We start from the raw sequence: 21,122 nt of genomic DNA, 5'->3' as shown, positions 1-21,122 counted from the left end.
AATAGAGAGTGTCAGAAGAAACAAAGAACACAGCTTTGGAGGAAGAAACAACAGAGACTCCTGTAACAGAAGAAACTGTTGAGGATGAACCTGAAGTTGTAGAGAATGGTGAAGAAGAAGCAGAAGAAATCCCGGTAGAGGATGGAGACGAGGAAGCTTCCCAGGATGACAAGAAAGACAGCAAATCAAAAACTTCTTTCTTCGGTAAGAAGAAAAAAGAAAAAGATAAATTTGAACAGCAGATCGAAGATCTGACAGACAGACTGAAACGAAACATGGCTGAATTTGATAACTTCCGTAAGAGAACGGAGAAAGAGAAATCCAGCATGTACATCATCGGAGCCAAGGATATTGTTGAGAAAATCCTTCCGGTTGTGGATAACTTCGAGAGAGGTCTTGCACAGGCACCTGAAGGAGATTCTTTTGCAGATGGCATGAAGATGATCTACAAACAGCTGATCACCACATTAGATGAGCTGGGCGTGAAACCGATTGAAGCAGTGGGTAAGGAATTTGATCCGAACTTCCACAACGCAGTAATGCATGTGGAGGATGAAGAAGCCGGTGAGAATATTGTGGTAGAAGAATTCCAGAAAGGTTACACCTACAAGGATTTCGTAGTCCGCCACAGTATGGTAAAAGTAGCCAACTAATTTACATGAAAATATAGAATATATCAAATCTAGTTGAAAATAAACAGGAGGAACAAGATTATGGGAAAAATCATTGGTATTGACTTAGGTACAACAAACAGCTGTGTAGCCGTAATGGAAGGCGGACAGCCAACAGTTATCGCTAATACAGAAGGCGCAAGAACAACACCATCAGTTGTCGCTTTCACAAAAACAGGAGAACGTCTTGTAGGTGAACCTGCAAAACGTCAGGCAGTTACAAACGCAGAGAGAACAATTTCTTCTATTAAAAGAGAGATGGGTACAGATTACCGTGTTACAATCGATGACAAGAAATATTCTCCACAGGAAATTTCCGCTATGATCCTTCAGAAACTGAAAAAAGATGCAGAAGGATACCTTGGTGAGAAAGTTACAGAAGCAGTTATCACAGTTCCGGCATATTTTAACGATGCACAGCGTCAGGCAACAAAAGATGCAGGTAAGATCGCAGGTCTTGATGTAAAACGTATCATCAACGAGCCTACAGCAGCAGCTCTTGCATATGGTCTTGACAATGAAAAAGAACAGAAGATTATGGTATACGACTTAGGTGGTGGTACATTCGATGTATCCGTTATCGAGATCGGTGATGGCGTTATCGAAGTTCTTTCCACAGCTGGTAACAACCGTCTTGGTGGTGATGACTTCGACCAGAAGATCACAGATTATATGCTTGCTGAGTTCAAGAAAGCAGAAGGCGTTGACTTAAGCAATGATAAAATGGCACTTCAGAGATTAAAAGAAGCTGCAGAGAAAGCGAAAAAAGAACTTTCTTCCGCAACAACTACAAACATCAACCTGCCATTCATCACAGCTACAGCAGAAGGCCCGAAACACTTCGATATGAACCTTACAAGAGCTAAATTTGATGAATTAACACATGAATTAGTAGAAATGACAGCTGAACCGGTACGTCGCGCACTTTCTGATGCAGGTATCACAGCATCTGAACTTGGCCAGGTACTTCTGGTTGGTGGATCTTCCCGTATCCCGGCTGTACAGGATAAAGTAAGACAGTTAACTGGCAAAGAGCCAAGCAAGAACTTAAATCCGGATGAATGTGTTGCACTTGGTGCTTCTATCCAGGGTGGTAAACTTGCTGGTGATGCAGGCGCAGGCGATATTCTTCTTCTGGATGTTACTCCACTGTCACTGTCTATCGAGACAATGGGTGGTATCGCAACAAGACTGATCGAGAGAAATACTACTATTCCTACGAGAAAGAGCCAGATTTTCTCTACAGCAGCAGACAACCAGACAGCAGTAGATATCAACGTTGTACAGGGTGAGCGTCAGTTTGCGAAAGACAACAAATCCCTTGGACAGTTCCGTCTGGATGGAATCCCGCCAGCACGTCGTGGTGTTCCGCAGATCGAAGTTACATTTGATATTGATGCAAACGGTATCGTAAATGTATCTGCAAAAGACCTTGGAACAGGTAAAGAACAGCATATTACAATCACAGCTGGTTCTAACATGTCTGATTCTGATATCGATAAAGCAGTCAAAGAAGCTGCTGAGTTCGAAGCTCAGGATAAGAAACGTAAAGAAGCAATCGATACAAGAAATAACGCTGATTCCATGGTATTCCAGGTTGAGAATGCACTGAAAGAAGCTGGCGACAAGATTGATGCTAACGATAAAGCTGCTGTAGAAGCAGATCTGAATGCACTGAAAGACTTACTGTCCCAGACTGCAAATGCAGAAGAGATGACAGACTCTCAGGTAGCTGATATCAAAGCTGCTCAGGAGAAGATGATGGAAAGTGCTCAGAAACTGTTCGCTAAGATGTATGAGCAGACACAGCAGGCAGGCGGCCAGGCTGGTCCGGACATGAACAACATGGGCGGAGCTGGAAACACTGGAGCAGGAAGCAACGATGATGTTGTAGATGCTGACTACAAAGAAGTTTAATTTAGAGCAAATTAGGGCATAGGAATAAATAAATCATGGCTGATAAGAGAGATTATTATGAAGTCTTAGGCGTGGACAAAAGCGCCGATGACGCAACACTTAAAAAAGCATATCGTAAGTTAGCCAAAAAGTATCACCCGGACGTAAATCCGGGTGATAAAGAGGCTGAGGCGAAATTTAAAGAAGCGACAGAAGCTTACACCATCTTAAGTGATCCGGACAAGAGAAGACAGTATGACCAGTTTGGTCATGCAGCATTTGAAAACGGCGGTGGCGGTGCTGGTGGCGGCTTCGGAGGTTTTGACTTCAACGGTGCTGACATGGGTGATATCTTCGGCGACATTTTCGGTGATTTATTTGGCGGCGGTGGCAGAAGCAGACGTGCCAATAACGGTCCGATGAAAGGCGCAAACCTTCGTGCACGCGTAAATATTACTTTTGAAGAAGCTGTCTTTGGCTGTGAAAAAGAACTGGAGATCGTACTGAAGGACGAATGTACCACCTGCCATGGAACAGGTGCGAAACCAGGTACTTCACCGACAACCTGTCCGAAATGTAACGGTGAAGGTCAGGTCGTATATACACAGCAGTCCATGTTCGGAATGGTGCGTAATGTACAGACTTGTCCGGACTGTCATGGAACTGGTAAGATCATTAAAGATAAATGTAGCGCATGCCGCGGAACAGGATATACCTCTTCCAGAAAGAAGATTCAGGTATCTGTACCTGCTGGTATTGACAATGGTCAGAGTATTCGTATCCGTGAGAAGGGTGAACCGGGTACAAATGGAGGACCGAGAGGGGATCTTCTTGTAGAAGTAAATGTTGCACGTCATCCGATTTTCCAGAGACAGGATATGAATATTTTCTCCACTGCGCCTCTTACATATGCGCAGGCGGCACTGGGTGGTACTGTCCGTATCAACACAGTGGATGGAGATGTGGAATATGAAGTGAAGCCGGGAACTCAGACTGATACAAGAATCCGTCTGAAGGGAAAAGGTGTTCCATCCTTAAGAAACAGGAATGTACGTGGAGATCATTATGTGACATTCGTTGTACAGGTTCCGACCAATCTCAACGAAGAAGCAAAAGAAGCGTTGCGTAAATTCGATGAGGCATGTGGCAACCGCCCGAAGGAGTCTTCCGAAGGGACAGAGAAATCCGAAAAGAAGAAAAAGAGCTTCATGGATAAGTTAAAAGAGACTTTTGAGGACTGATTTTCAGATATTTGAAAATTGGATTTTAAAAGAAAAATGAAAGAAAATTAAAGAAAAGAGGTCAAACCTCTTTTCTTTTTTTGCGTGGTCGTGTATATTGAAAGGTAACGGCAAAAAAAACAGAAGAAAATAATGTATGACCATGTGGTGTACCAACAAGTTGCAGGGACAGGGATTCCTGAGAAATGGAGAGATATTTGACTAAAAAAGAAAAAATTCGATTTTTTCGGGAGAAATATCTCCCGTTGTGGTCAATCTTGCCACTGATAAGTATTTTTGTGCTGAATTGTCTGATTTACTGGGGCAGTGGCATATTGACAGCGAACAGATATCATTTTGATTTTACCACATCACTGGACAGGGCAGTGCCATTGATTCCACAGTTTATCTGGATCTATGTGCTGGCATTTCCTTTCTGGGCGGTGAATTATATTCTGGCGTCGCAGAGAGGAAGGGATGGTTTTTACCGGTTTGTAGCGACAGATCTGACGGTACATTTTGCCTGTTTTGTGTTTTTTCTGATTTTGCCGACTACGAATATAAGACCTGAGATTGTGGGAAATACCTGGTCTGAACAGTTGCTTAAGTTTGTTTACATGATAGATGGGGCAAGTACTCCTTCAAATTTATTTCCATCGATTCACTGTTATGTAAGCTGGCTGAGCTGGCGGGGAGTCAGAAAATCAGAGAAGATACCGAAGTGGTATCAGCATTTTTCTCTGATATTTGCAATACTGATCATTATTTCCACGCAGGTACTTAAGCAGCATTATCTGGTGGATGCAATCGCCGGAGTAGGACTGGTGGAACTGGCGTGGAGATTTTACAGCATTGGAAATCACCATGATATTTTCAGAAAGTTTTTTGAAAAGATTTCTGGTACATTGTTTTCGAAATAACTATATCACTTACTTGTCTGTACGATTGGTGAAACGCTGTACTAAGTACAGCAAATATTAAGTAACTGCTATATTGACTTGTCTGATTTTTCGTCTGCGGCGTTGTCGTCAATCGGCGTAGCCACCGCTACGCCTCATTCCTCCGCCTTGCAGATGAAGAAATCATCCTGCGTCAATATGGCAGAAACTTAATTTTCGCTGTACTAAGATATAAAGTGGTATGCGAACCGTAAGAATAAATGTTAATTATACAAAATAATTAAGAATGGAGAATAATATATGAAGTGGAACCGTTTTACAGTAAAAACGAAAACAGAAGCAGAAGATATCGTAATCAGCACACTGGCAGAGGTTGGAATCGAAGGTGTGGAGATTCAGGACAAGCAGCCACTGACAGAGGAAGATAAAGCTCAGATGTTTGTAGACATTATGCCGGAAGGTCCTGCAGATGACGGTGTTGCATATCTGAATTTCTATCTGGAGGAAGATGCTGATAAAGACGCGATTCTTAAGGATGTGCGTGAAGCACTGGATGATTTAAGAAATTTCATGGATATCGGAGAAGCAACGATCGAAGAGTCCCAAACAGAGGATAAGGACTGGATCAATAACTGGAAACAGTATTTCCATCAGTTCTATGTAGATGATATTCTTATTGTTCCATCCTGGGAAGAAATAAAAGAAGAGGACAAGGACAAAATGATCCTGCATATCGATCCGGGTACAGCTTTCGGAACAGGGATGCATGAGACTACACAGCTTGTGATCCGCCAGTTAAAGAAATATGTGACACCGGATACAGAGATGCTGGATGTCGGAACCGGAAGCGGCATTCTTGGTATCGTTGCGCTCAAGTTCGGGGCAAAACATGTGCTGGGAACAGACCTGGATCCATGTGCCGTTCCGGCAGTTGCAGAGAATAAAGAAGCAAATCAGATCGCAGATGAGACTTTTGACATGGTTATTGGAAATATTATCGATGCCAAAGCAATCCAGGATCAGGCAGGCTATGAAAAATATGATATTGTCACAGCAAATATTCTTGCAGATGTTCTGATTCCGCTGACACCGGTGATTGTTAATCAGATGAAGAAAGGTGCTTACTACATTACTTCCGGTATTCTTGATGTGAAAGAAGAGGTAGTAGTGGAAGCTGTGAAGGCAGCAGGACTGACGGTTGTAGAGGTAACACATCAGGGCGAATGGGTTTCTGTCACAGCAAGAAAGGACTGATCTTATGCAGCGTTTTTTTGTGGAACCTTATCAGATCGAGGAAGAAACGCATCGTATTCATATCAATGGAACAGATGTGAATCATATTAAAAACGTACTTCGTATGAAATGTGGGGAGGATGTCTGGATCAGCGATGGCGGCAATAAGGAATATCATTGTCAGGTAGAAGAACTGAGAGAGGATGAAGTTTTACTTCATATTCTTTATGCACAGGAACCGGAATATGAACTTCCAAACAAGATTTATCTTTTTCAGGGACTTCCAAAAGCAGATAAGATGGAACTCATTATTCAGAAAGCAGTGGAGCTGGGAGCTTTCTCAGTGATTCCTGTAGAGACAAAGCGATGTGTAGTGAAGCTGGATGCGAAGAAAGCGGCGAAGAAGGTAGCCCGCTGGCAGCAAATCGCAGAGAGTGCGGCAAAACAGTCAAAGCGAATGCTGATCCCCGAGATTCACGAAGTTATGACTTATAAAGAGGCGCTGGCATTTGCCGGACATTTAGACGTGAAGCTGATTCCATACGAGCTTGCAAAGGGAATGAAAGAAACCAGAGAAATCCTGAACGAGCTCCGACCGGGACAGTCTATCGGCATTTTCATCGGGCCGGAAGGTGGATTTGAGGAAGAAGAAGTGTCAAAGGCACTGGAGGCAGGAGCACATGCCATTACACTTGGAAGGCGCATCCTCAGAACAGAGACAGCAGGACTTGCGATTTTGTCTGTACTGATGTTTCAGTTGGAGAATGAGTAAGTTATAATAAGAAACAGTTGAAAATGAAAACCTGCGGTTTTTCTTAGATAATATTAATTGTTACCGGGAACAGTAATATGAAGTTGTATGATCAGGGAAAAGTTCAGGTATTTTGGTGTTACTGAGAATAGTAACATCAGGATAATATATAGAAACAAGAGAGAGTAAAAATGGAAGCATATTTTGATAATTCAGCTACGACCCGCTGCTTTGAAGAAGTAAAGGATATCGTGGTTAAGACAATGATGGAAGATTTCGGAAATCCATCTGCCATGCACCAGAAGGGTGTCGATGCGGAAGGGTATGTCAAAGAATCTGCCAGAATTTTGTCACAGATACTGAAAGTAACAGAGAAAGAAATTTTGTTTACTTCCGGTGGAACAGAGTCTAATAATCTGGCACTGATTGGTGGCGCGCTTGCAAATAAGAGAAGTGGAAATCACATCATCACGACTGCTGTAGAGCATGCAGCAGTCAGTCAGCCGATTGCTTTTCTTAAGGAACAAGGATTTGAAGTGACGATTCTTCCGGTGGATGAGCGCGGAGTTGTAAAACTTGACGCACTTGAAAAGGCATTAAGACCGGATACGATCTTAGTATCTACAATGATGGTAAACAATGAGACCGGAGCAGTGATGCCTGTAGAAAAAATTGGTGCTATGGTTCAGGAGAAGAGCCCGAAAGCATTGTATCATGTAGATGCAATTCAGGCATTTGGCAAATATCGGATCTATCCGAAGAAATGGGGAATCCATCTTCTTTCTGTCAGCGGACATAAGATCCACGGACCAAAAGGTGTCGGATTTCTTTACATTAACAGTAAAGCAAAGGTGCAGCCATTGATCCTGGGCGGCGGACAGCAGAATGGAATGCGCTCCGGAACTGATAATGTGCCGGGAATCGCAGGTCTTGGCGTGGCATCGAAGATGATGTATCAGAATTTTGATGAAAAGATCGAACATCTTTATCAGCTGAAAGAACGTATGGCAAAGGGGCTTTCTAAAATAGATGACGTAGTGATTAATGGAATGCCTGTCATAGAAGGTGCGCCTCATATCCTGAGTGTAAGTTTTCTGGGAATCAGAAGTGAGGTATTGCTTCACACATTAGAGGACAGAAATATTTTTGTATCTGCGGGAAGCGCATGCTCCAGCCATAAGAGAAAACCAAGCGCCACGCTTTCTGCCATGGGAATGAGCAATGCACAGATTGAGAATACTGTGCGTATCAGTTTCTCGGAGGAGAATACATTTGAAGAGGTTGATTACTGCCTGGAGGTATTAAATGAAGTGCTTCCAATGTTGAAACGATACGCCCGCAGATAACAGATTGACGGTAGGATATTATCAGTGGACAATAATGCATCGCTGCCTGGCGAAACTCAGAAAGTGACAGGATATGCATGCTGCCACAGATACATTGCAATGCAGGCAATGTGTAATTAAGATGATAGAAAGAACAAAAGGAGAATAGAATGATATTTCACGCATTTTTAATAAAATACGCAGAAATCGCTATCAAGGGTAAGAACAGATATATTTTTGAAGACGCCCTTGTAAAGCAGATGAACATCGCACTTTCCAAAATTGAGGGAGGGTTTGAAGTAAAGAAAGAACAGGGAAGAATCTATGTGTTCTGCCCGAAACAGTATGATTATGATGAGACGGTAGATGCGTTACAGCATGTATTTGGTATTGTCGGAATTTGCCCGGTAGTGATCTATGAGGAGCAGGGATTTGAGCAGATGGCAAAGGATGTTGTTTCTTACATGAAGAACTGTCATCCAAATTACAATGGAAGCTTCAAAGTATATACAAGAAGAGCAAAGAAGTCCTATCCAATCACATCTATGGAAGTCAGTGCAGAACTTGGCGGACGTATTCTGGATGAATTCCCGGATGCAAGCGTAGATGTACATGATCCGGAGCTTACTCTTTCTGTAGAAATCCGTGACAAGATTTATGTATATTCCCAGACAATCAAGGGAGCAGGCGGAATGCCAATCGGAACAAACGGAAAAGCTATGCTTCTTCTCTCTGGCGGTATCGACAGCCCGGTAGCCGGTTATATGATCGCAAAACGTGGTGTTAAGATTGATGCGGTATATTTCCATGCGCCGCCTTACACAAGTGAAAGAGCAAAACAGAAAGTCGTAGATCTGGCAAAACAGGTAGCAAAATACAGTGGACCGATTCATCTCCATGTAGTAAACTTTACAGATATCCAGCTTTACATTTATGATCAGTGTCCACATGATGAGCTGACTATCATTATGCGTCGCTATATGATGCGTATTGCAGAGCATTTTGCAAAACAGAGCAAATGCCTTGGCCTGATCACAGGCGAGAGTATCGGACAGGTTGCAAGTCAGACATTACAGAGTCTTGCCGCTACCAATGAAGTCTGCACACTTCCTGTATACCGCCCGGTTATCGGCTTTGACAAGCAGGAAATTGTAGAGAGATCATGGGAAATCGGAACTTACGAGACGTCTATCCAGCCATTTGAAGACTGCTGTACGATCTTTGTGGCAAAACATCCGGTTACAAAGCCAAATCTGAATGTGATCCATCGTTCAGAAACAAAACTGGAAGAGAAGATCGATGAGCTGATGAAAACAGCGCTGGAGACAGTTGAGATTATTGAGATTGACTAAAAGAAAAGAGGAACTGTAAACCAGTTCCTCAATGACTGCGAAAAAATTATTCTGTAACGTATTTGCTAACGATTGCCATAACGGTATCAAGAGCAGCGCCATCAGCGTGGATGTTTAAGTCGATCGGTTTGGATAAATCAAGGCTGAAAATACCCATGATAGATTTTGCGTCGATTACATATCTTCCGGATACTAAATCGAAATCGCAGTCGAATTTGCTGATTTCATTAACGAATGCTTTCACTTTATCGATAGAGTTCAGTGAAATTTTACATGTTTTCATTATGAGAACCTCCCTTAATAATAGTTATTTGCTGACCTAATAGCCTGTCAGCTTACAGTTTTCATCTTAACGGCAGTATTGCAAAAAGTCAAGGTGAAAACGGATAAAATTTCCAGAAAGATTTAGTGAAAATGTATAACAATGACGAAAGTTTCTATAGTTTTGTAAAAAATGAACAATATTGTACGGGAACAGGCGTTTATTCTGCAAACAAAATTCATTGAAAAGTAGCTTTGACAATGAGTTTTTGACTTGCATATCTCAGAATAGCAGAATGCGGAATAGTCATAAAGTTACAAGGAATTACAAATTTAGATAAGAAACAGGAGGAAAGAATGGGAATAAAAGTTGCACTTCACAACTTAGGCTGTAAGGTAAATGCCTATGAAGTAGAGGCAATGCAGCAGCTTCTGGAAGAAGCGGGATACGAGATCGTACCGTTTGAGCCGGGAGCTGATGTTTATCTGATCAATACATGTACAGTCACTAATATCGCAGACCGTAAGTCCAGACAGATGCTGCATAAAGCAAAGAAAATGAATCCGGATGCGATTGTAGTGGCAACGGGATGTTATGTTCAGACAGATGAGGGAAAACTGGATAAGGACGAGGCAGTAGATCTGATCCTTGGAAATAACCAGAAGGGAAATATTGTCCAGGTGCTGCAGGAATATGAACAGCAGCACACCAAGCAGAAGCATGTATTAAATATCAATCAGACAAAAGAATATGAAGAACTGGCGATCAATCACACAGCAGAGCATGTGCGTGCATATATTAAAGTTCAGGACGGCTGTAATCAGTTCTGTACCTACTGTATCATCCCGTATGCAAGAGGTCGTGTAAGAAGTCGTAAAATTGCACAGGTAATGGATGAAGTCCGTGCACTTGCTGCCAAGGGATATAAAGAAGTGGTACTCACAGGAATCCACTTAAGTTCATATGGAGTAGATTTCCCGGAAGAAGAAAGAGAAACACTGCTTTCACTGATCCAGTCTGTACATGAGGTAGAAGGAGTCGAGAGAATCCGTCTGGGCTCTCTGGAGCCGAGAATCATTACGGAGGAATTTGCCAGAACGATTTCCTCTATGCCGAAGATGTGCCCACATTTCCATCTGTCTTTGCAGAGCGGATGTGACACAACTCTGGAAAGAATGAACCGAAGATACAGAAGCACAGAATATGCAGAGAAATGTGATCTTCTGAGAAAATACTTTAAAAATCCGGCACTTACAACAGATGTGATTGTTGGTTTTCCGATGGAAACAGAGGAAGATTTTCAGGCTTCCTATGACTTTGTGGAAAGTATCCATTTTTATGAGACACATATTTTCAAATATTCCCGTCGTCATGGAACGAAGGCTGCCGCCATGTCAGGTCAGTTGACAGAAGCGCAGAAAGCTGTCAGAAGCGATAAGATGCTTGCACTAAATGAAGAACATGAAAGAGAATATGAGGAATCCATGATTGGCAGTGAACTGAGAGTTCTTCTTGAGGAAGAAGTAGAGATTAATGGAGAACAGTGGTATATCGGTCACAGCAAGGAATATATTAAAACAGCAGTAAGAAAACAGGATGCTTATGGAGTAAATGACATAATTACTGTAAAAGCTGAGAGATTTCTGAAAAATCATACATTGACCGGCGGAGTACTGTGTACGGAATAGGGTACAAAGCGAACAGTAACTATTAACTTGCTAATGACTGCAACAAATTTGCGGTTGCAGAATAGATGGAATTATATTAAAATATAGAAGAATATATGTGTATTGTATACGAAATTTGCAATACATAGCAGAAACGATGAATTATTGCGTTACTGTTCACACGCCACTATCCCGTGAGGTGTTTTGGCATGAAAATGCTAAAATCCCGAGACATACGGCGCGAATTTATGCGATTAGCATAAATTAAGTTTGCGAAGCAAACGATACTCCTTGGGCTTTGCACAAGGAGGTTCATATTTCTTGCATCGCGAAGCGTGTTACTGAGAACGGGGTGAACAGTAATATTATTGCGAAGTGCGTGAAGGTACGAGACAATGCGATAACTGAAAGGTTCTGCGAAAATAAATCAGGTAAGGACGTGAAAAAAATGGCAGAGAACAATCTGGGTAATACCCAATATTTCAGAACAAAACCAGACCAGGAGCTTCAGGTAAAAGAGGTACTGGACCTCGTTTACACAGCAATGGATGAGAAAGGATATAATCCGGTTAATCAGATCGTTGGATATATTATGTCCGGAGATCCTACTTATATTACCAGCCATAAGGGCGCTAGAAGCATGATCATGAAAGTAGAGCGTGATGAACTGGTAGAGGAACTTTTAAACGAGTATATTAAGAATAAATCCTGGGAACGCTGATATGAGAATCCTGGGATTAGATTATGGCTCAAAAACAGTCGGTGTGGCAATCAGTGATCCGCTGGGAATCACCGCACAGGGAGTGGAGACAATCTGGCGTAAGCAGGAGAATCACCTGCGCCAGACACTTGCCCGTATAGAAGAACTTATTTCGGAGTATCAGGTGGAACGGATCGTACTTGGCTATCCGAAGAATATGAATAATACGATTGGAGAACGTGCCCAGAAATCGCTGGAGTTTAAGGAAATGCTGGAGAGACGGACAGGTCTGGAAGTGATCATGTGGGACGAGCGTCTGACTACAGTAGAAGCCAATCGTACTTTAATGGAAGCCAGTGTGCGCAGAGAGAATCGTAAACAGTATCTGGATCAGCTGGCAGCTGTTTTTATTTTGCAGGGATATCTGGATTCCCTGTCCTGTTAGGAGATTGATAAAATGGATAAAATTAAATTTCAGCTCGAGGACGGAACAGAAGCGGAGTTTTATGTAGAAGAGCAGACCAGAATCGGAGGAATCACATATCTTCTGGTATCTGACTCTATGGATGATGAGGCAACTGCCTATATTTTTAAAGATGTGTCAGAGGATGACAGTCAGGAAGCCTGCTATGAGATGGTCGAGGACGAGGATGAACTGCAGGCAGTTTTTAAAGTATTTGAACAGATGTTAGATGACGTAGACCTTGAAATGTAGCCGGGAGGTATAATGCTTGAATAACGAAAATAACAACCAATATAATAACGAAGCACGTGAAAATTATGAAGGACAGTCCGGTCATGGCCAGAGAAGACCATATAACCGACCGAAGGATTATAAATATAAACCGCAGCACAGAAATACTCATGGAAGAAAACTGATACAGGATCGTAAAGCTGTAACGGATAAAGAGAAGAGCGGAAAGCCGGTACCATTTAAGAATCCGGTAAAGAGTGTTCCACGTAAACCCAAGAAACCGACATCCAGATTAAAGATCATTCCACTTGGCGGTCTGGAACAGATCGGAATGAATATTACAGCATTTGAATATGAGGACAGCATTGTGGTAGTAGACTGCGGACTTGCTTTCCCGGAAGATGATATGCTGGGAATTGACCTTGTTATTCCGGATGTGACTTATCTGAAAGAAAATATTTCTAAGGTAAAAGGCTTTGTGATCACACATGGACATGAGGATCATATCGGTGCACTGCCGTATGTTCTTAAAGATGTAAACGTTCCGGTTTACTCTACAAAGCTTACCATTGCCCTGATTGCAAATAAGCTGAAAGAACACAATATGACCCGCACCACCAAATTAAAAGAAGTAAAACATGGACAGGTCATCAATCTTGGAGATTTTTCTATTGAATTTATAAAGACAAACCACAGTATCCAGGATGCATCTGCGCTGGCAATCTATTCACCGGCAGGTATCGTAGTGCATACAGGTGACTTTAAAGTGGATTATACACCTGTATTTGGAGATGCTATTGATCTGCAGCGTTTTGCTGAGATCGGCAAGAAAGGTGTACTGGCACTGATGTGCGACAGTACAAATGCTGAGAGAAGTGGATTTACGATGTCTGAGCGTTCTGTTGGACATGTATTCGATAATCTCTTTAATGAATATAAGACAAACAGAATCATTATCGCGACTTTTGCGTCTAATGTAGACCGTGTACAGCAGATCATCAATACAGCATATCGATTTGGCCGTAAGGTTGCAGTGGAAGGCCGCAGCATGGTAAATGTTATTACTACTGCAGCAGAGCTTGGATATCTCCGCATTCCGGATCAGACCTTGATTGAGATTGATCAGGTTAAGAATTATCCGGATGAGCAGGTGGTGCTGATCACAACAGGAAGCCAGGGTGAATCTATGGCTGCGCTTTCCCGTATGGCAGCGAATATCCACAAGAAAATCGTGATTAAACCGAATGATACGATTATCTTCAGTTCCAATCCAATTCCTGGAAATGAGAAAGCGGTATCCAAGGTTATCAATGAACTTTCCATGAAGGGTGCAAAAGTTATCTTCCAGGATGTTCATGTTTCCGGACATGCATGCCAGGAGGAAATCAAACTGATCTATTCTCTGGTTAAACCGAAATATGCAATTCCGGTTCATGGTGAATACAGACATCTGACAGCCCAGAAGAATGTAGTAGAAGAACTGGGAATTCCGAAAGAGAATATCTTTGTTCTTGCATCCGGAAATATTCTGGAGCTTGATAACCAGAGCGCACAGATAACAGGAACCGTACACACAGGTGCTATCCTGGTTGACGGACTTGGAGTAGGAGACGTAGGTAATATCGTTCTTCGTGACCGTCAGCATCTTGCAGAAGACGGAATCATGATCGTTGTGGTAACCTTAGAGCGTCACAGCAATGTAATTCTTGCAGGACCGGACATTGTTTCCCGAGGTTTCGTATATGTAAGAGAGTCCGAGGATCTGATGGATCACGCAAGAGAAGTAGTAGAGAATGCACTGGATTCTTGTCTGGAACGTAATATTACAGATTGGGGCAAGATCAAAACTGTTGTAAAAGATGCGCTCAGCGAATTCTTATGGAAACGTACCAAGAGAAGTCCGATGATCCTGCCGATCATTATGGAGGCATAAAATGAAACCAAATACAATAGATGAAAATATCAGCAGCCTTCTGGAAGCCCTTAAGGAGAGTCCTGAATATGTGGAGTTTCAGAAACAGAATGAGATTTTGAAGCAAAAACCTGAACTGAAAGAAAGAGTGGATGCTTTCAGAGGAGATAACTACAGAGTTCAGAATGAATGTGGCTCAGATAATCTGTTCGATGTTGTAGAACAGATGGGAAAGGAATCTGCAGAGCTTCGCAGACATCCGGAAGTAAATGCATATCTGGATGCAGAGCTTGCTCTCTGCAAAATGATGCAGAAGATTTGCGTAAAACTGGCAGAAGGCATCGACATGGATATCCCTGGTGTACTGTAAATTACAGGAAATCATCCGACAGGTGATATCCTGCACAGTAGCGTAAGTAGTAACTGTCTGTCAATCTGGATTTATGAGAGTACGGAACAGTTGCTGTAAACATTAGAATTGCAGAAAGGAAATAGTTTATGAGTGATACCAAAGAACGTGCAGGTGCGGCTGGCGTTGTTGTAGTCGGCATGTTTTTTAAAATCGCACTTTATGTTTGTGTGGTAGTGTTGCTTTTCTGGATCGGGAAGTCTTCTTTTCAGTTTGGACATGATGTATTTAATCAGCATGCAATGAGTCCTGGAGAAGGACAGGAAGTTACCGTGGTAATTAAGGAAGATGATTCTTTATACAAAATTGCCAAAACTCTTCAGAAAAAAGGACTGATCGAGAGCGCTCCTGTTTTTTATGTGCAGGAGAGACTTTCCACTTATCATGGTCAGCTTCAGCCGGGAACTTATCTCTTGAGTACAGCATATACACCGAACCGTATCATGGGAATTCTGGCAGGAGATGATGAACAGGAAGGGGTAAGTGATTCGTGATAGTTGACGAGCGAATGCGTACCTATATCAATTCACTGGATATGGGAAATACACCGTTCCTTGAGAATCTGGAACAGTATGCCATAAAGGAACGTGTACCGATCATCCGGAGAGAAATGCAGAGTTTTATGAAAATGTTTCTGGCTTTAAACCGGCCGAAGCGTATTCTGGAGGTGGGGACAGCCATTGGCTTCTCCACACTTCTTATGTGTGAATATGGAACGAAGGATCTGGAAATCGTGACAATAGAGAATTATGAGAAAAGGATTCCTATTGCAAAAGCGAACTTCAAAGAAGCCGGTCGTGAATCACAGATTACTCTGCTGGAGGGAGATGCCGGACAGATATTAAAAGAACTGGATGGTTCTTTTGACATGATTTTTATGGATGCGGCAAAAGGACAGTATATTAACTGGCTTCCAGATGTAATGCGTCTTATGCGAAAGGGCAGTGTTCTTATTTCTGACAATGTGCTTCAGGAGGGGGATATTATAGAATCCCATTATCTGGTGGAGCGCAGAAACAGAACTATATATAAACGGATGCGCGAGTATCTGTATGAACTAAAACATAATCCAGCCCTGATAACTTCGATCATTCCTTTGGGAGACGGAGTTACGGTCAGTGTGAAACAGGAGTAAACAATATGAGAAAAATAGAATTGCTGGTTCCGGCAAGCAGCCTTGAGGTGTTAAAGATTGCTGTTATTTTCGGAGCAGATGCTGTATATATCGGTGGAGAAGCCTTTGGACTGAGAGCTAAAGCCAAGAATTTTTCCCATGATGATATGAAAGAGGGAATTGCCTTTGCCCATGAACATGGAGTAAAGGTTTATGTAACTGTAAATATTCTGGCTCATAATTATGATCTGGCGGGAGTCAGAGAATATCTGACAGAGCTGAAAGAACTGAAGCCGGATGCCCTGATCATTGCTGATCCGGGAATTTATATGTATGCAAAGGAAATCTGTCCGGAGATTGAGCGACATATCAGCACACAGGCAAATAATACAAACTATGAAACCTATCGTTTCTGGTATAATCTGGGTGCGAAACGAGTAGTAACAGCCAGGGAACTTTCCCTTGTAGAGATCAGAGAAATCAGAGAACATATTCCTGATGATATGGAAATTGAGACATTTATTCATGGTGCTATGTGTATTTCCTATTCAGGAAGATGCCTGCTCAGCAATTATCTGGCTGGTCGTGATGCAAATCAGGGTGCCTGTACCCATCCATGCCGCTGGAAATATTCCATCGTTGAGGAGAAACGCCCGGGAGAATATATGCCGGTATTTGAGAATGAGAGAGGAACCTACATTTTCAATTCAAAGGATCTCTGCATGATCGAGCATATGGATGATGTGATCAACAGCGGAATTGACAGCCTGAAGATAGAGGGACGTATGAAAACTGCTCTTTATGTTGCGACAGTTGCCAGAACCTACCGCAAGGCAATTGATGATTATATGGAGAGTCCTGAGAAATATCAGGCAAATATGCCATGGTATCAGGAGCAGATTTCCAACTGTACTTACAGACAGTTCACGACCGGATTTTTCTATGGAAAACCGGATGAGAATACACAGATTTACGATAATAATACTTATCAGAAAGAATATACTTATCTGGGATTTGCAGAAGCTGTTGACGAATGTGGCTATGCGCAGATCACACAGAGAAATAAGTTCTCAGTAGGTGAGACGATTGAGATCATGAAACCGGACGGACAGAATGTATCTGTTACTGTAAAGGGAATTTATGATGAAGAGGGTAATCCGATGGAGAGTGCACCTCATGCACAGCAGAAGCTGTTCGTAGATCTGGGAACAGAGATTGATGTTTATGATCTGCTCAGAAGAGCTGAATAGAGATAGATACAGTAAACGCAGCCAACAAAATTAACGTTGGCTGCGTTTACTGCATTTGAGGAAAAAGTCCGCGAAGTTTCTGCAAGGCATTTTTTTCGATTCTGGAGACATAGGAACGGCTGATACAGAGTTTTCGTGCGATTTCGCGCTGCGTTTCTTCTTCCATGCCAAACAAACCGTATCGATAACAGATTACCTGGTATTCTTTTTCTGACAGGATTTTTTTCAGGGATTTCAGAAGATAAGAAGTGTTTTCTCTGATGTAACAATCCTCCACAATATCTACAGGTGTACTCTCTATCACATCAAGCAGATTAATTTCATTTCCTTCTTTGTCTGTGCCAATAGGCTCATATAGAGACACTTCCCTCGAATGCTTTTTTTTAGAACGAAAGAACATCAGAAGTTCATTTTCTATACATCTGGCAGCATAAGTAGACAGGCGTGAAGCTTTCTGTGGATCAAAGGTTGTGACTGCCTTGATCAGCCCAATCGTGCCGATAGAAATCAGGTCGTCTGTATCTTCACCGGTTCCCTGGTACTTTTTTACTACATGAGCCACCAGCCGGAGATTATGTTCAATCAGGATATTCTTAGCCTGAGAATCACCCTCCTGATATTTTTGAAGATAATATTTTTCCTGCGATATGGACAAAGGTTTCAAAAAAGCCTTCAAATTCTTACCTCGAAGGGGATTTCTATATAGTTTATGTAACGGACAGGGAGTCTGTGCTTTTCCCAGAAATGATTTGACGGGAATTGGATAAAACGATAGAATGGAAAACGATAATTGTAGAGAAAACGTATATAGTAATTGTTGATTGTTGACCTTTGTTTGCATGAATGAGATAAAATGTTGCAGAGTGCAGTAGTCAGCATTATGAAGATGAGTATATAAAAATATAATAAACAGGAGAAACACATGAAAATATATTTAGCTCCACTTGAGGGAATCACAGGATACACATACAGACGTGCACTTCATCAGTGCTTTGGAGGATTTGATAAATATTTTATTCCATTTATTCTTCCGAATCAAAAAGGTCATCTCAGCACAAGAGAGAAGAAGGACATTGCGCCTGAGAACAATGGAGGAATGTATGCAGTTCCGCAGATTCTGACAAAGAATGCAGAAGATTTTATTCGGACAGCGGAAACGCTGCAGGAATATGGCTACAATGAAGTAAATCTGAATCTCGGCTGTCCATCAAAGACTGTTGTAACGAAAGGCAGAGGAGCAGGTTTTCTTGACAGACCGGATGAACTGGATAAATTTCTGGGTGAGATATTTCGTAAATGCGATGTGAAGATTTCCATAAAAACCCGTCTGGGAATGGACGAACCGGATGAATTTGAGGACTTGCTGGCAATCTATAACAAATATCCGCTGGAGGAACTGATCATTCATCCAAGAGTGCAAAAGGATTATTATAAAAATACACCACGTCTTGAAACATTTGGGGAGGCACTGGAACATTCAAAGACCCCGGTGTGCTATAATGGAGATATCGTCACAGCAAAGGACTATCTTAGCCTGAAAGAACGTTTTCCAGCGCTAGAATGTATCATGACAGGCAGAGGAACACTAAGAAATCCTGCACTTGCCAGAGAAATACGTGGTGGTGTACCTGCCTCAAAAGAAGAAATCCGCAGATTTCATGATATTATGTATAATGAATACTGTGAAGATCTGTCCGGGGACAGAAATATTCTATTTCGCATGAAAGAGTTGTGGTCTTATCTGATACCGATGTTTACAAATAATAAAAAGTATGCCAAGAAAATAAAAAAAACTGAGAAATGTGTTGTATATGAAAGTGTAGTCAGGGAATTGTTTAGCTGCGAGCAGTTGATTGATAGCAATGATGATTCAGAGAAAATCACCGGAACGTTATAATGAACAGGTAAAATAAGACAGTTATTCGGTGTAGAATCACATAGCGAAAGCAGATTGTGAGTATCCGTTTGATAAACGGTAAAGAAAGCGACCATACAGGAAGATTACATTTTTGTATGGTCGCTTTTTATATTATCGGATTCTTTTCTTTATCATCGGTCCGATAATCATAGCAATAATCATTTTTACCAGATCGGCAGGAATAAATGGGATTACACAGACTGCAAGAGCGGCTTTAAAAGTGTAATCTGCAACGATACAGAACCATATTGTTCCAAAAAGATAACATATAATAGTTCCGACAATCATACCAACAAATTGTATCCATGATTTGTGACAGTTATCTATAACCAGTCCGGCAATGACTGCCATGATGATAAATCCAATGATATATCCACCTGTAGGACCTGCCAGCTTCGCAGGACCGCCAGTGAATCCGGAAAATACCGGAAGTCCCACGAGCCCCATTAACAGATAGATCAGATAACTGACGGTTCCCTTTTTCCATCCAAGAAGATACAGAGACAGATATATTGCCAGATTAGTGAATGAGATCGGAACCGGGCCGATTGGAATAGACAGTGGGGCAAGAATACAGGTAACGGCCGCCATCAGTGCGGTCATGGTTATATCGTAGGTTTTGCTGTGGGGTACGGTAATACTTTTAACTTGGTTCATGTCAGAAAATTCTCCTTAAAAATATTATTAAGATTTATATGGATCACATAAGCAGATTGACTTTAGATGATGAAAGATACAGAGGTTATGCTGATTCAATCTCATAAGTAAATCCTGCATCAGTGATAGTTTTCAGGGTATCTTCAATTCCCTGACCTTTTTCAGTCAGATAGCCTGAAGCAAAGATGGAATCAACGACACTGAGTAATTTCTTTTCTTCATCTTTAAAATAAACTTCCCTTCCGGCAGCACAGCGGATATCTGCTTTCGGGACGAGAAGCCTTGCAAGACAGAGGACTTTCATACAATATTCTGTTGTCAGAATGGAAATATCGGCATCTCCAAGCGGGGTTCCTTTAATTGGAAGAAGAAAGTTAATTGGCAGTGCTTCTGGCTGTATTTCACGTAATTCAAGAAGCATATCAACAACATCTTCTTTGCTCTCTCCCATACCAATGATGCCGCCGCTGCAGATTTCAAATCCAAGTCTCTGAAGCATATGGATATTCTGTACGCGCTGTTCAAAAGTATGCGTACTGCAGATATTGTGGTAATAGGAACGGCTACTGTTTAAGTTATGGTTTATTCGGTCCAGACCAGCTTCTTTGAGCATCTTTGCCTGCTTTTCTGTCAGAAAACCGATAGAGCAGCAAAGATGCGTTCCATGTTCCTTCATCTTGCGGATTCGGCGGGCAAGTTCTTCGATTTCTTTATCTGTAAATTTCATGCCGCTCAGACCAATACAATGTCTGGATAAATGATAGTTGTTTACAAAATCATTGTCCTGATATAATTTGTCCTCATTTACCCACTTATATTTATCAATATCTGCAGTAGAACGACATGACTGTGCGCAGTAAGCACAATCCTGTGAACAATTTCCGCTGCGCGCATTGGTAAGAATATGAATGCTTACGCGGTTTCCCTTATATTTATATCGTAAGTTTTTGGCGCGGTCGATTAGTGTATCAAGTTCATCATTCGGGGTGTTTAAAATGGCGATAGCCTCTTCTCTGGAGAGACCAGGTACTTCTTCGTAAAATTCAGAATTCATAATAGTGATGTCCTTCCTGCGATTTTTGTGTATGGATATTACTTTAACATATAAAAGTACAAAATGTCAACTGAATATAAAAAAAAGGTTTACGATCTGCGCTGGGTACGGAGTGAACAGTAATTCTACATTTTATGA

The 21,122-nt window shown here is 41.8% G+C and carries 22 protein-coding genes; 18 read left to right on the top strand and 4 right to left on the bottom strand.

Annotated features, from left to right (window positions below):
- The first annotated feature begins 8 nt into the window (after positions 1 to 8).
- The 8 genes from grpE (at position 9) to thiI (ending at position 9,347) form a co-directional block, all read left to right on the top strand.
- Positions 9 to 653 carry a nucleotide exchange factor GrpE gene (gene grpE, locus ACTNC0_RS05155; RefSeq protein ID WP_441039142.1) on the top strand — a complete coding sequence of 215 codons (645 nt, stop codon included), beginning with the start codon at positions 9 to 11 and terminating at the stop codon, positions 651 to 653.
- A gap of 60 nt (positions 654 to 713) precedes the next feature.
- Positions 714 to 2,588 (top strand): molecular chaperone DnaK, encoded by a 1,875-nt coding sequence (dnaK, locus tag ACTNC0_RS05150; RefSeq protein WP_441086583.1) that lies wholly within the window; start codon positions 714 to 716, stop codon positions 2,586 to 2,588.
- A gap of 35 nt (positions 2,589 to 2,623) precedes the next feature.
- A complete protein-coding gene (gene dnaJ / locus ACTNC0_RS05145; RefSeq protein ID WP_441086582.1) occupies positions 2,624 to 3,808 on the top strand; it encodes a molecular chaperone DnaJ in 1,185 nt (394 codons plus the stop codon).
- A 314-nt stretch (positions 3,809 to 4,122) separates the two neighbouring features.
- A complete protein-coding gene (locus tag ACTNC0_RS05140) occupies positions 4,123 to 4,707 on the top strand; it encodes a phosphatase PAP2 family protein (RefSeq protein ID WP_441086581.1) in 585 nt (194 codons plus the stop codon).
- 279 nt (positions 4,708 to 4,986) lie between these two features.
- Positions 4,987 to 5,940: a 50S ribosomal protein L11 methyltransferase gene (prmA, locus tag ACTNC0_RS05135; RefSeq protein ID WP_441086580.1), complete on the top strand. Its 954-nt coding sequence runs from the start codon at positions 4,987 to 4,989 to the stop codon at positions 5,938 to 5,940.
- Between the two features lie 4 nt (positions 5,941 to 5,944).
- The gene (locus tag ACTNC0_RS05130; protein WP_441086579.1) at positions 5,945 to 6,691 is read left to right on the top strand and encodes a 16S rRNA (uracil(1498)-N(3))-methyltransferase; all 747 of its coding nucleotides are present in this window, start codon (positions 5,945 to 5,947) and stop codon (positions 6,689 to 6,691) included.
- A gap of 170 nt (positions 6,692 to 6,861) precedes the next feature.
- Complete coding sequence (locus tag ACTNC0_RS05125) at positions 6,862 to 8,016, top strand: cysteine desulfurase family protein (RefSeq protein WP_441086578.1); 1,155 nt, start codon at positions 6,862 to 6,864, stop codon at positions 8,014 to 8,016.
- A 149-nt stretch (positions 8,017 to 8,165) separates the two neighbouring features.
- Entirely contained in the window at positions 8,166 to 9,347 is a 1,182-nt protein-coding gene (thiI, locus tag ACTNC0_RS05120; protein ID WP_441086577.1) for a tRNA uracil 4-sulfurtransferase ThiI, read from the top strand.
- Positions 9,348 to 9,393: 46 nt separating this feature from the next.
- On the opposite strand, the gene ACTNC0_RS05115 is transcribed toward thiI, so the two are convergent.
- On the bottom strand, positions 9,394 to 9,630 hold the full coding sequence (locus ACTNC0_RS05115) for an HPr family phosphocarrier protein (protein ID WP_117675114.1): 237 nt from the start codon (positions 9,628 to 9,630) through the stop codon (positions 9,394 to 9,396).
- Between the two features lie 335 nt (positions 9,631 to 9,965).
- On the opposite strand from ACTNC0_RS05115, the gene mtaB reads away from it, so the two are divergent.
- The 9 genes from mtaB (at position 9,966) to ACTNC0_RS05070 (ending at position 17,355) form a co-directional block, all read left to right on the top strand.
- Positions 9,966 to 11,297, top strand: coding sequence for a tRNA (N(6)-L-threonylcarbamoyladenosine(37)-C(2))-methylthiotransferase MtaB (gene mtaB, locus ACTNC0_RS05110; protein ID WP_441086576.1), 1,332 nt, complete (start codon positions 9,966 to 9,968; stop codon positions 11,295 to 11,297).
- Between the two features lie 427 nt (positions 11,298 to 11,724).
- Positions 11,725 to 11,997 (top strand): IreB family regulatory phosphoprotein, encoded by a 273-nt coding sequence (locus ACTNC0_RS05105; protein WP_020994102.1) that lies wholly within the window; start codon positions 11,725 to 11,727, stop codon positions 11,995 to 11,997.
- 1 nt (position 11,998) lies between these two features.
- A complete protein-coding gene (ruvX, locus tag ACTNC0_RS05100) occupies positions 11,999 to 12,421 on the top strand; it encodes a Holliday junction resolvase RuvX (RefSeq protein WP_117675110.1) in 423 nt (140 codons plus the stop codon).
- 12 nt (positions 12,422 to 12,433) lie between these two features.
- Positions 12,434 to 12,691, top strand: a complete 258-nt coding sequence (locus tag ACTNC0_RS05095) for a DUF1292 domain-containing protein (RefSeq protein WP_441086575.1) — start codon at positions 12,434 to 12,436, stop codon at positions 12,689 to 12,691.
- 277 nt (positions 12,692 to 12,968) lie between these two features.
- Positions 12,969 to 14,603, top strand: coding sequence for a ribonuclease J (locus ACTNC0_RS05090; protein ID WP_117675304.1), 1,635 nt, complete (start codon positions 12,969 to 12,971; stop codon positions 14,601 to 14,603).
- 1 nt (position 14,604) lies between these two features.
- Complete coding sequence (locus ACTNC0_RS05085; protein WP_441086574.1) at positions 14,605 to 14,952, top strand: YlbF family regulator; 348 nt, start codon at positions 14,605 to 14,607, stop codon at positions 14,950 to 14,952.
- Between the two features lie 128 nt (positions 14,953 to 15,080).
- Positions 15,081 to 15,485, top strand: coding sequence for an endolytic transglycosylase MltG (locus ACTNC0_RS05080; protein ID WP_441086573.1), 405 nt, complete (start codon positions 15,081 to 15,083; stop codon positions 15,483 to 15,485).
- Complete coding sequence (locus ACTNC0_RS05075; protein ID WP_441086572.1) at positions 15,482 to 16,126, top strand: O-methyltransferase; 645 nt, start codon at positions 15,482 to 15,484, stop codon at positions 16,124 to 16,126. Before ACTNC0_RS05080 ends, ACTNC0_RS05075 begins: the two co-directional genes overlap by 4 nt.
- A 5-nt stretch (positions 16,127 to 16,131) precedes the next feature.
- Entirely contained in the window at positions 16,132 to 17,355 is a 1,224-nt protein-coding gene (locus ACTNC0_RS05070) for a peptidase U32 family protein (protein WP_441086571.1), read from the top strand.
- 46 nt (positions 17,356 to 17,401) lie between these two features.
- Here the strand turns inward: ACTNC0_RS05070 and sigK are convergent, their stop codons facing one another.
- Entirely contained in the window at positions 17,402 to 18,031 is a 630-nt protein-coding gene (gene sigK / locus ACTNC0_RS05065; RefSeq protein ID WP_117675098.1) for an RNA polymerase sporulation sigma factor SigK, read from the bottom strand.
- Positions 18,032 to 18,277: 246 nt separating this feature from the next.
- On the opposite strand from sigK, the gene ACTNC0_RS05060 reads away from it, so the two are divergent.
- A complete protein-coding gene (locus ACTNC0_RS05060) occupies positions 18,278 to 19,252 on the top strand; it encodes a tRNA dihydrouridine synthase (RefSeq protein ID WP_441086570.1) in 975 nt (324 codons plus the stop codon).
- Between the two features lie 132 nt (positions 19,253 to 19,384).
- On the opposite strand, the gene ACTNC0_RS05055 is transcribed toward ACTNC0_RS05060, so the two are convergent.
- Both ACTNC0_RS05055 and bioB read right to left on the bottom strand, forming a co-directional pair.
- Entirely contained in the window at positions 19,385 to 19,930 is a 546-nt protein-coding gene (locus ACTNC0_RS05055) for a biotin transporter BioY (protein WP_441086569.1), read from the bottom strand.
- An 85-nt stretch (positions 19,931 to 20,015) separates the two neighbouring features.
- Positions 20,016 to 20,984: a biotin synthase BioB gene (gene bioB / locus ACTNC0_RS05050; RefSeq protein WP_441086568.1), complete on the bottom strand. Its 969-nt coding sequence runs from the start codon at positions 20,982 to 20,984 to the stop codon at positions 20,016 to 20,018.
- Positions 20,985 to 21,122: the final 138 nt, after the last annotated feature.

Source organism: Blautia sp. HCP3S3_B11 (assembly GCF_052064435.1).
GTDB lineage: Bacteria > Bacillota > Clostridia > Lachnospirales > Lachnospiraceae > Blautia_A.
This window is presented reverse-complemented; position numbering and strand designations above follow the sequence as displayed.

Coding starts and splice junctions, on each gene's coding strand:
- dnaK (WP_441086583.1), top strand. CDS start 714: ATGGGAAAAATCATTGGTATTGACTTAGGTACAACAAACAGCTGTGTA.
- dnaJ (WP_441086582.1), top strand. CDS start 2,624: ATGGCTGATAAGAGAGATTATTATGAAGTCTTAGGCGTGGACAAAAGC.
- prmA (WP_441086580.1), top strand. CDS start 4,987: ATGAAGTGGAACCGTTTTACAGTAAAAACGAAAACAGAAGCAGAAGAT.
- ACTNC0_RS05130 (WP_441086579.1), top strand. CDS start 5,945: ATGCAGCGTTTTTTTGTGGAACCTTATCAGATCGAGGAAGAAACGCAT.
- ACTNC0_RS05125 (WP_441086578.1), top strand. CDS start 6,862: ATGGAAGCATATTTTGATAATTCAGCTACGACCCGCTGCTTTGAAGAA.
- thiI (WP_441086577.1), top strand. CDS start 8,166: ATGATATTTCACGCATTTTTAATAAAATACGCAGAAATCGCTATCAAG.
- ACTNC0_RS05115 (WP_117675114.1), bottom strand. CDS start 9,630: ATGAAAACATGTAAAATTTCACTGAACTCTATCGATAAAGTGAAAGCA.
- mtaB (WP_441086576.1), top strand. CDS start 9,966: ATGGGAATAAAAGTTGCACTTCACAACTTAGGCTGTAAGGTAAATGCC.
- ACTNC0_RS05105 (WP_020994102.1), top strand. CDS start 11,725: ATGGCAGAGAACAATCTGGGTAATACCCAATATTTCAGAACAAAACCA.
- ruvX (WP_117675110.1), top strand. CDS start 11,999: ATGAGAATCCTGGGATTAGATTATGGCTCAAAAACAGTCGGTGTGGCA.
- ACTNC0_RS05095 (WP_441086575.1), top strand. CDS start 12,434: ATGGATAAAATTAAATTTCAGCTCGAGGACGGAACAGAAGCGGAGTTT.
- ACTNC0_RS05085 (WP_441086574.1), top strand. CDS start 14,605: ATGAAACCAAATACAATAGATGAAAATATCAGCAGCCTTCTGGAAGCC.
- ACTNC0_RS05080 (WP_441086573.1), top strand. CDS start 15,081: ATGAGTGATACCAAAGAACGTGCAGGTGCGGCTGGCGTTGTTGTAGTC.
- ACTNC0_RS05070 (WP_441086571.1), top strand. CDS start 16,132: ATGAGAAAAATAGAATTGCTGGTTCCGGCAAGCAGCCTTGAGGTGTTA.
- ACTNC0_RS05060 (WP_441086570.1), top strand. CDS start 18,278: ATGAAAATATATTTAGCTCCACTTGAGGGAATCACAGGATACACATAC.
- ACTNC0_RS05055 (WP_441086569.1), bottom strand. CDS start 19,930: ATGAACCAAGTTAAAAGTATTACCGTACCCCACAGCAAAACCTACGAT.
- bioB (WP_441086568.1), bottom strand. CDS start 20,984: ATGAATTCTGAATTTTACGAAGAAGTACCTGGTCTCTCCAGAGAAGAG.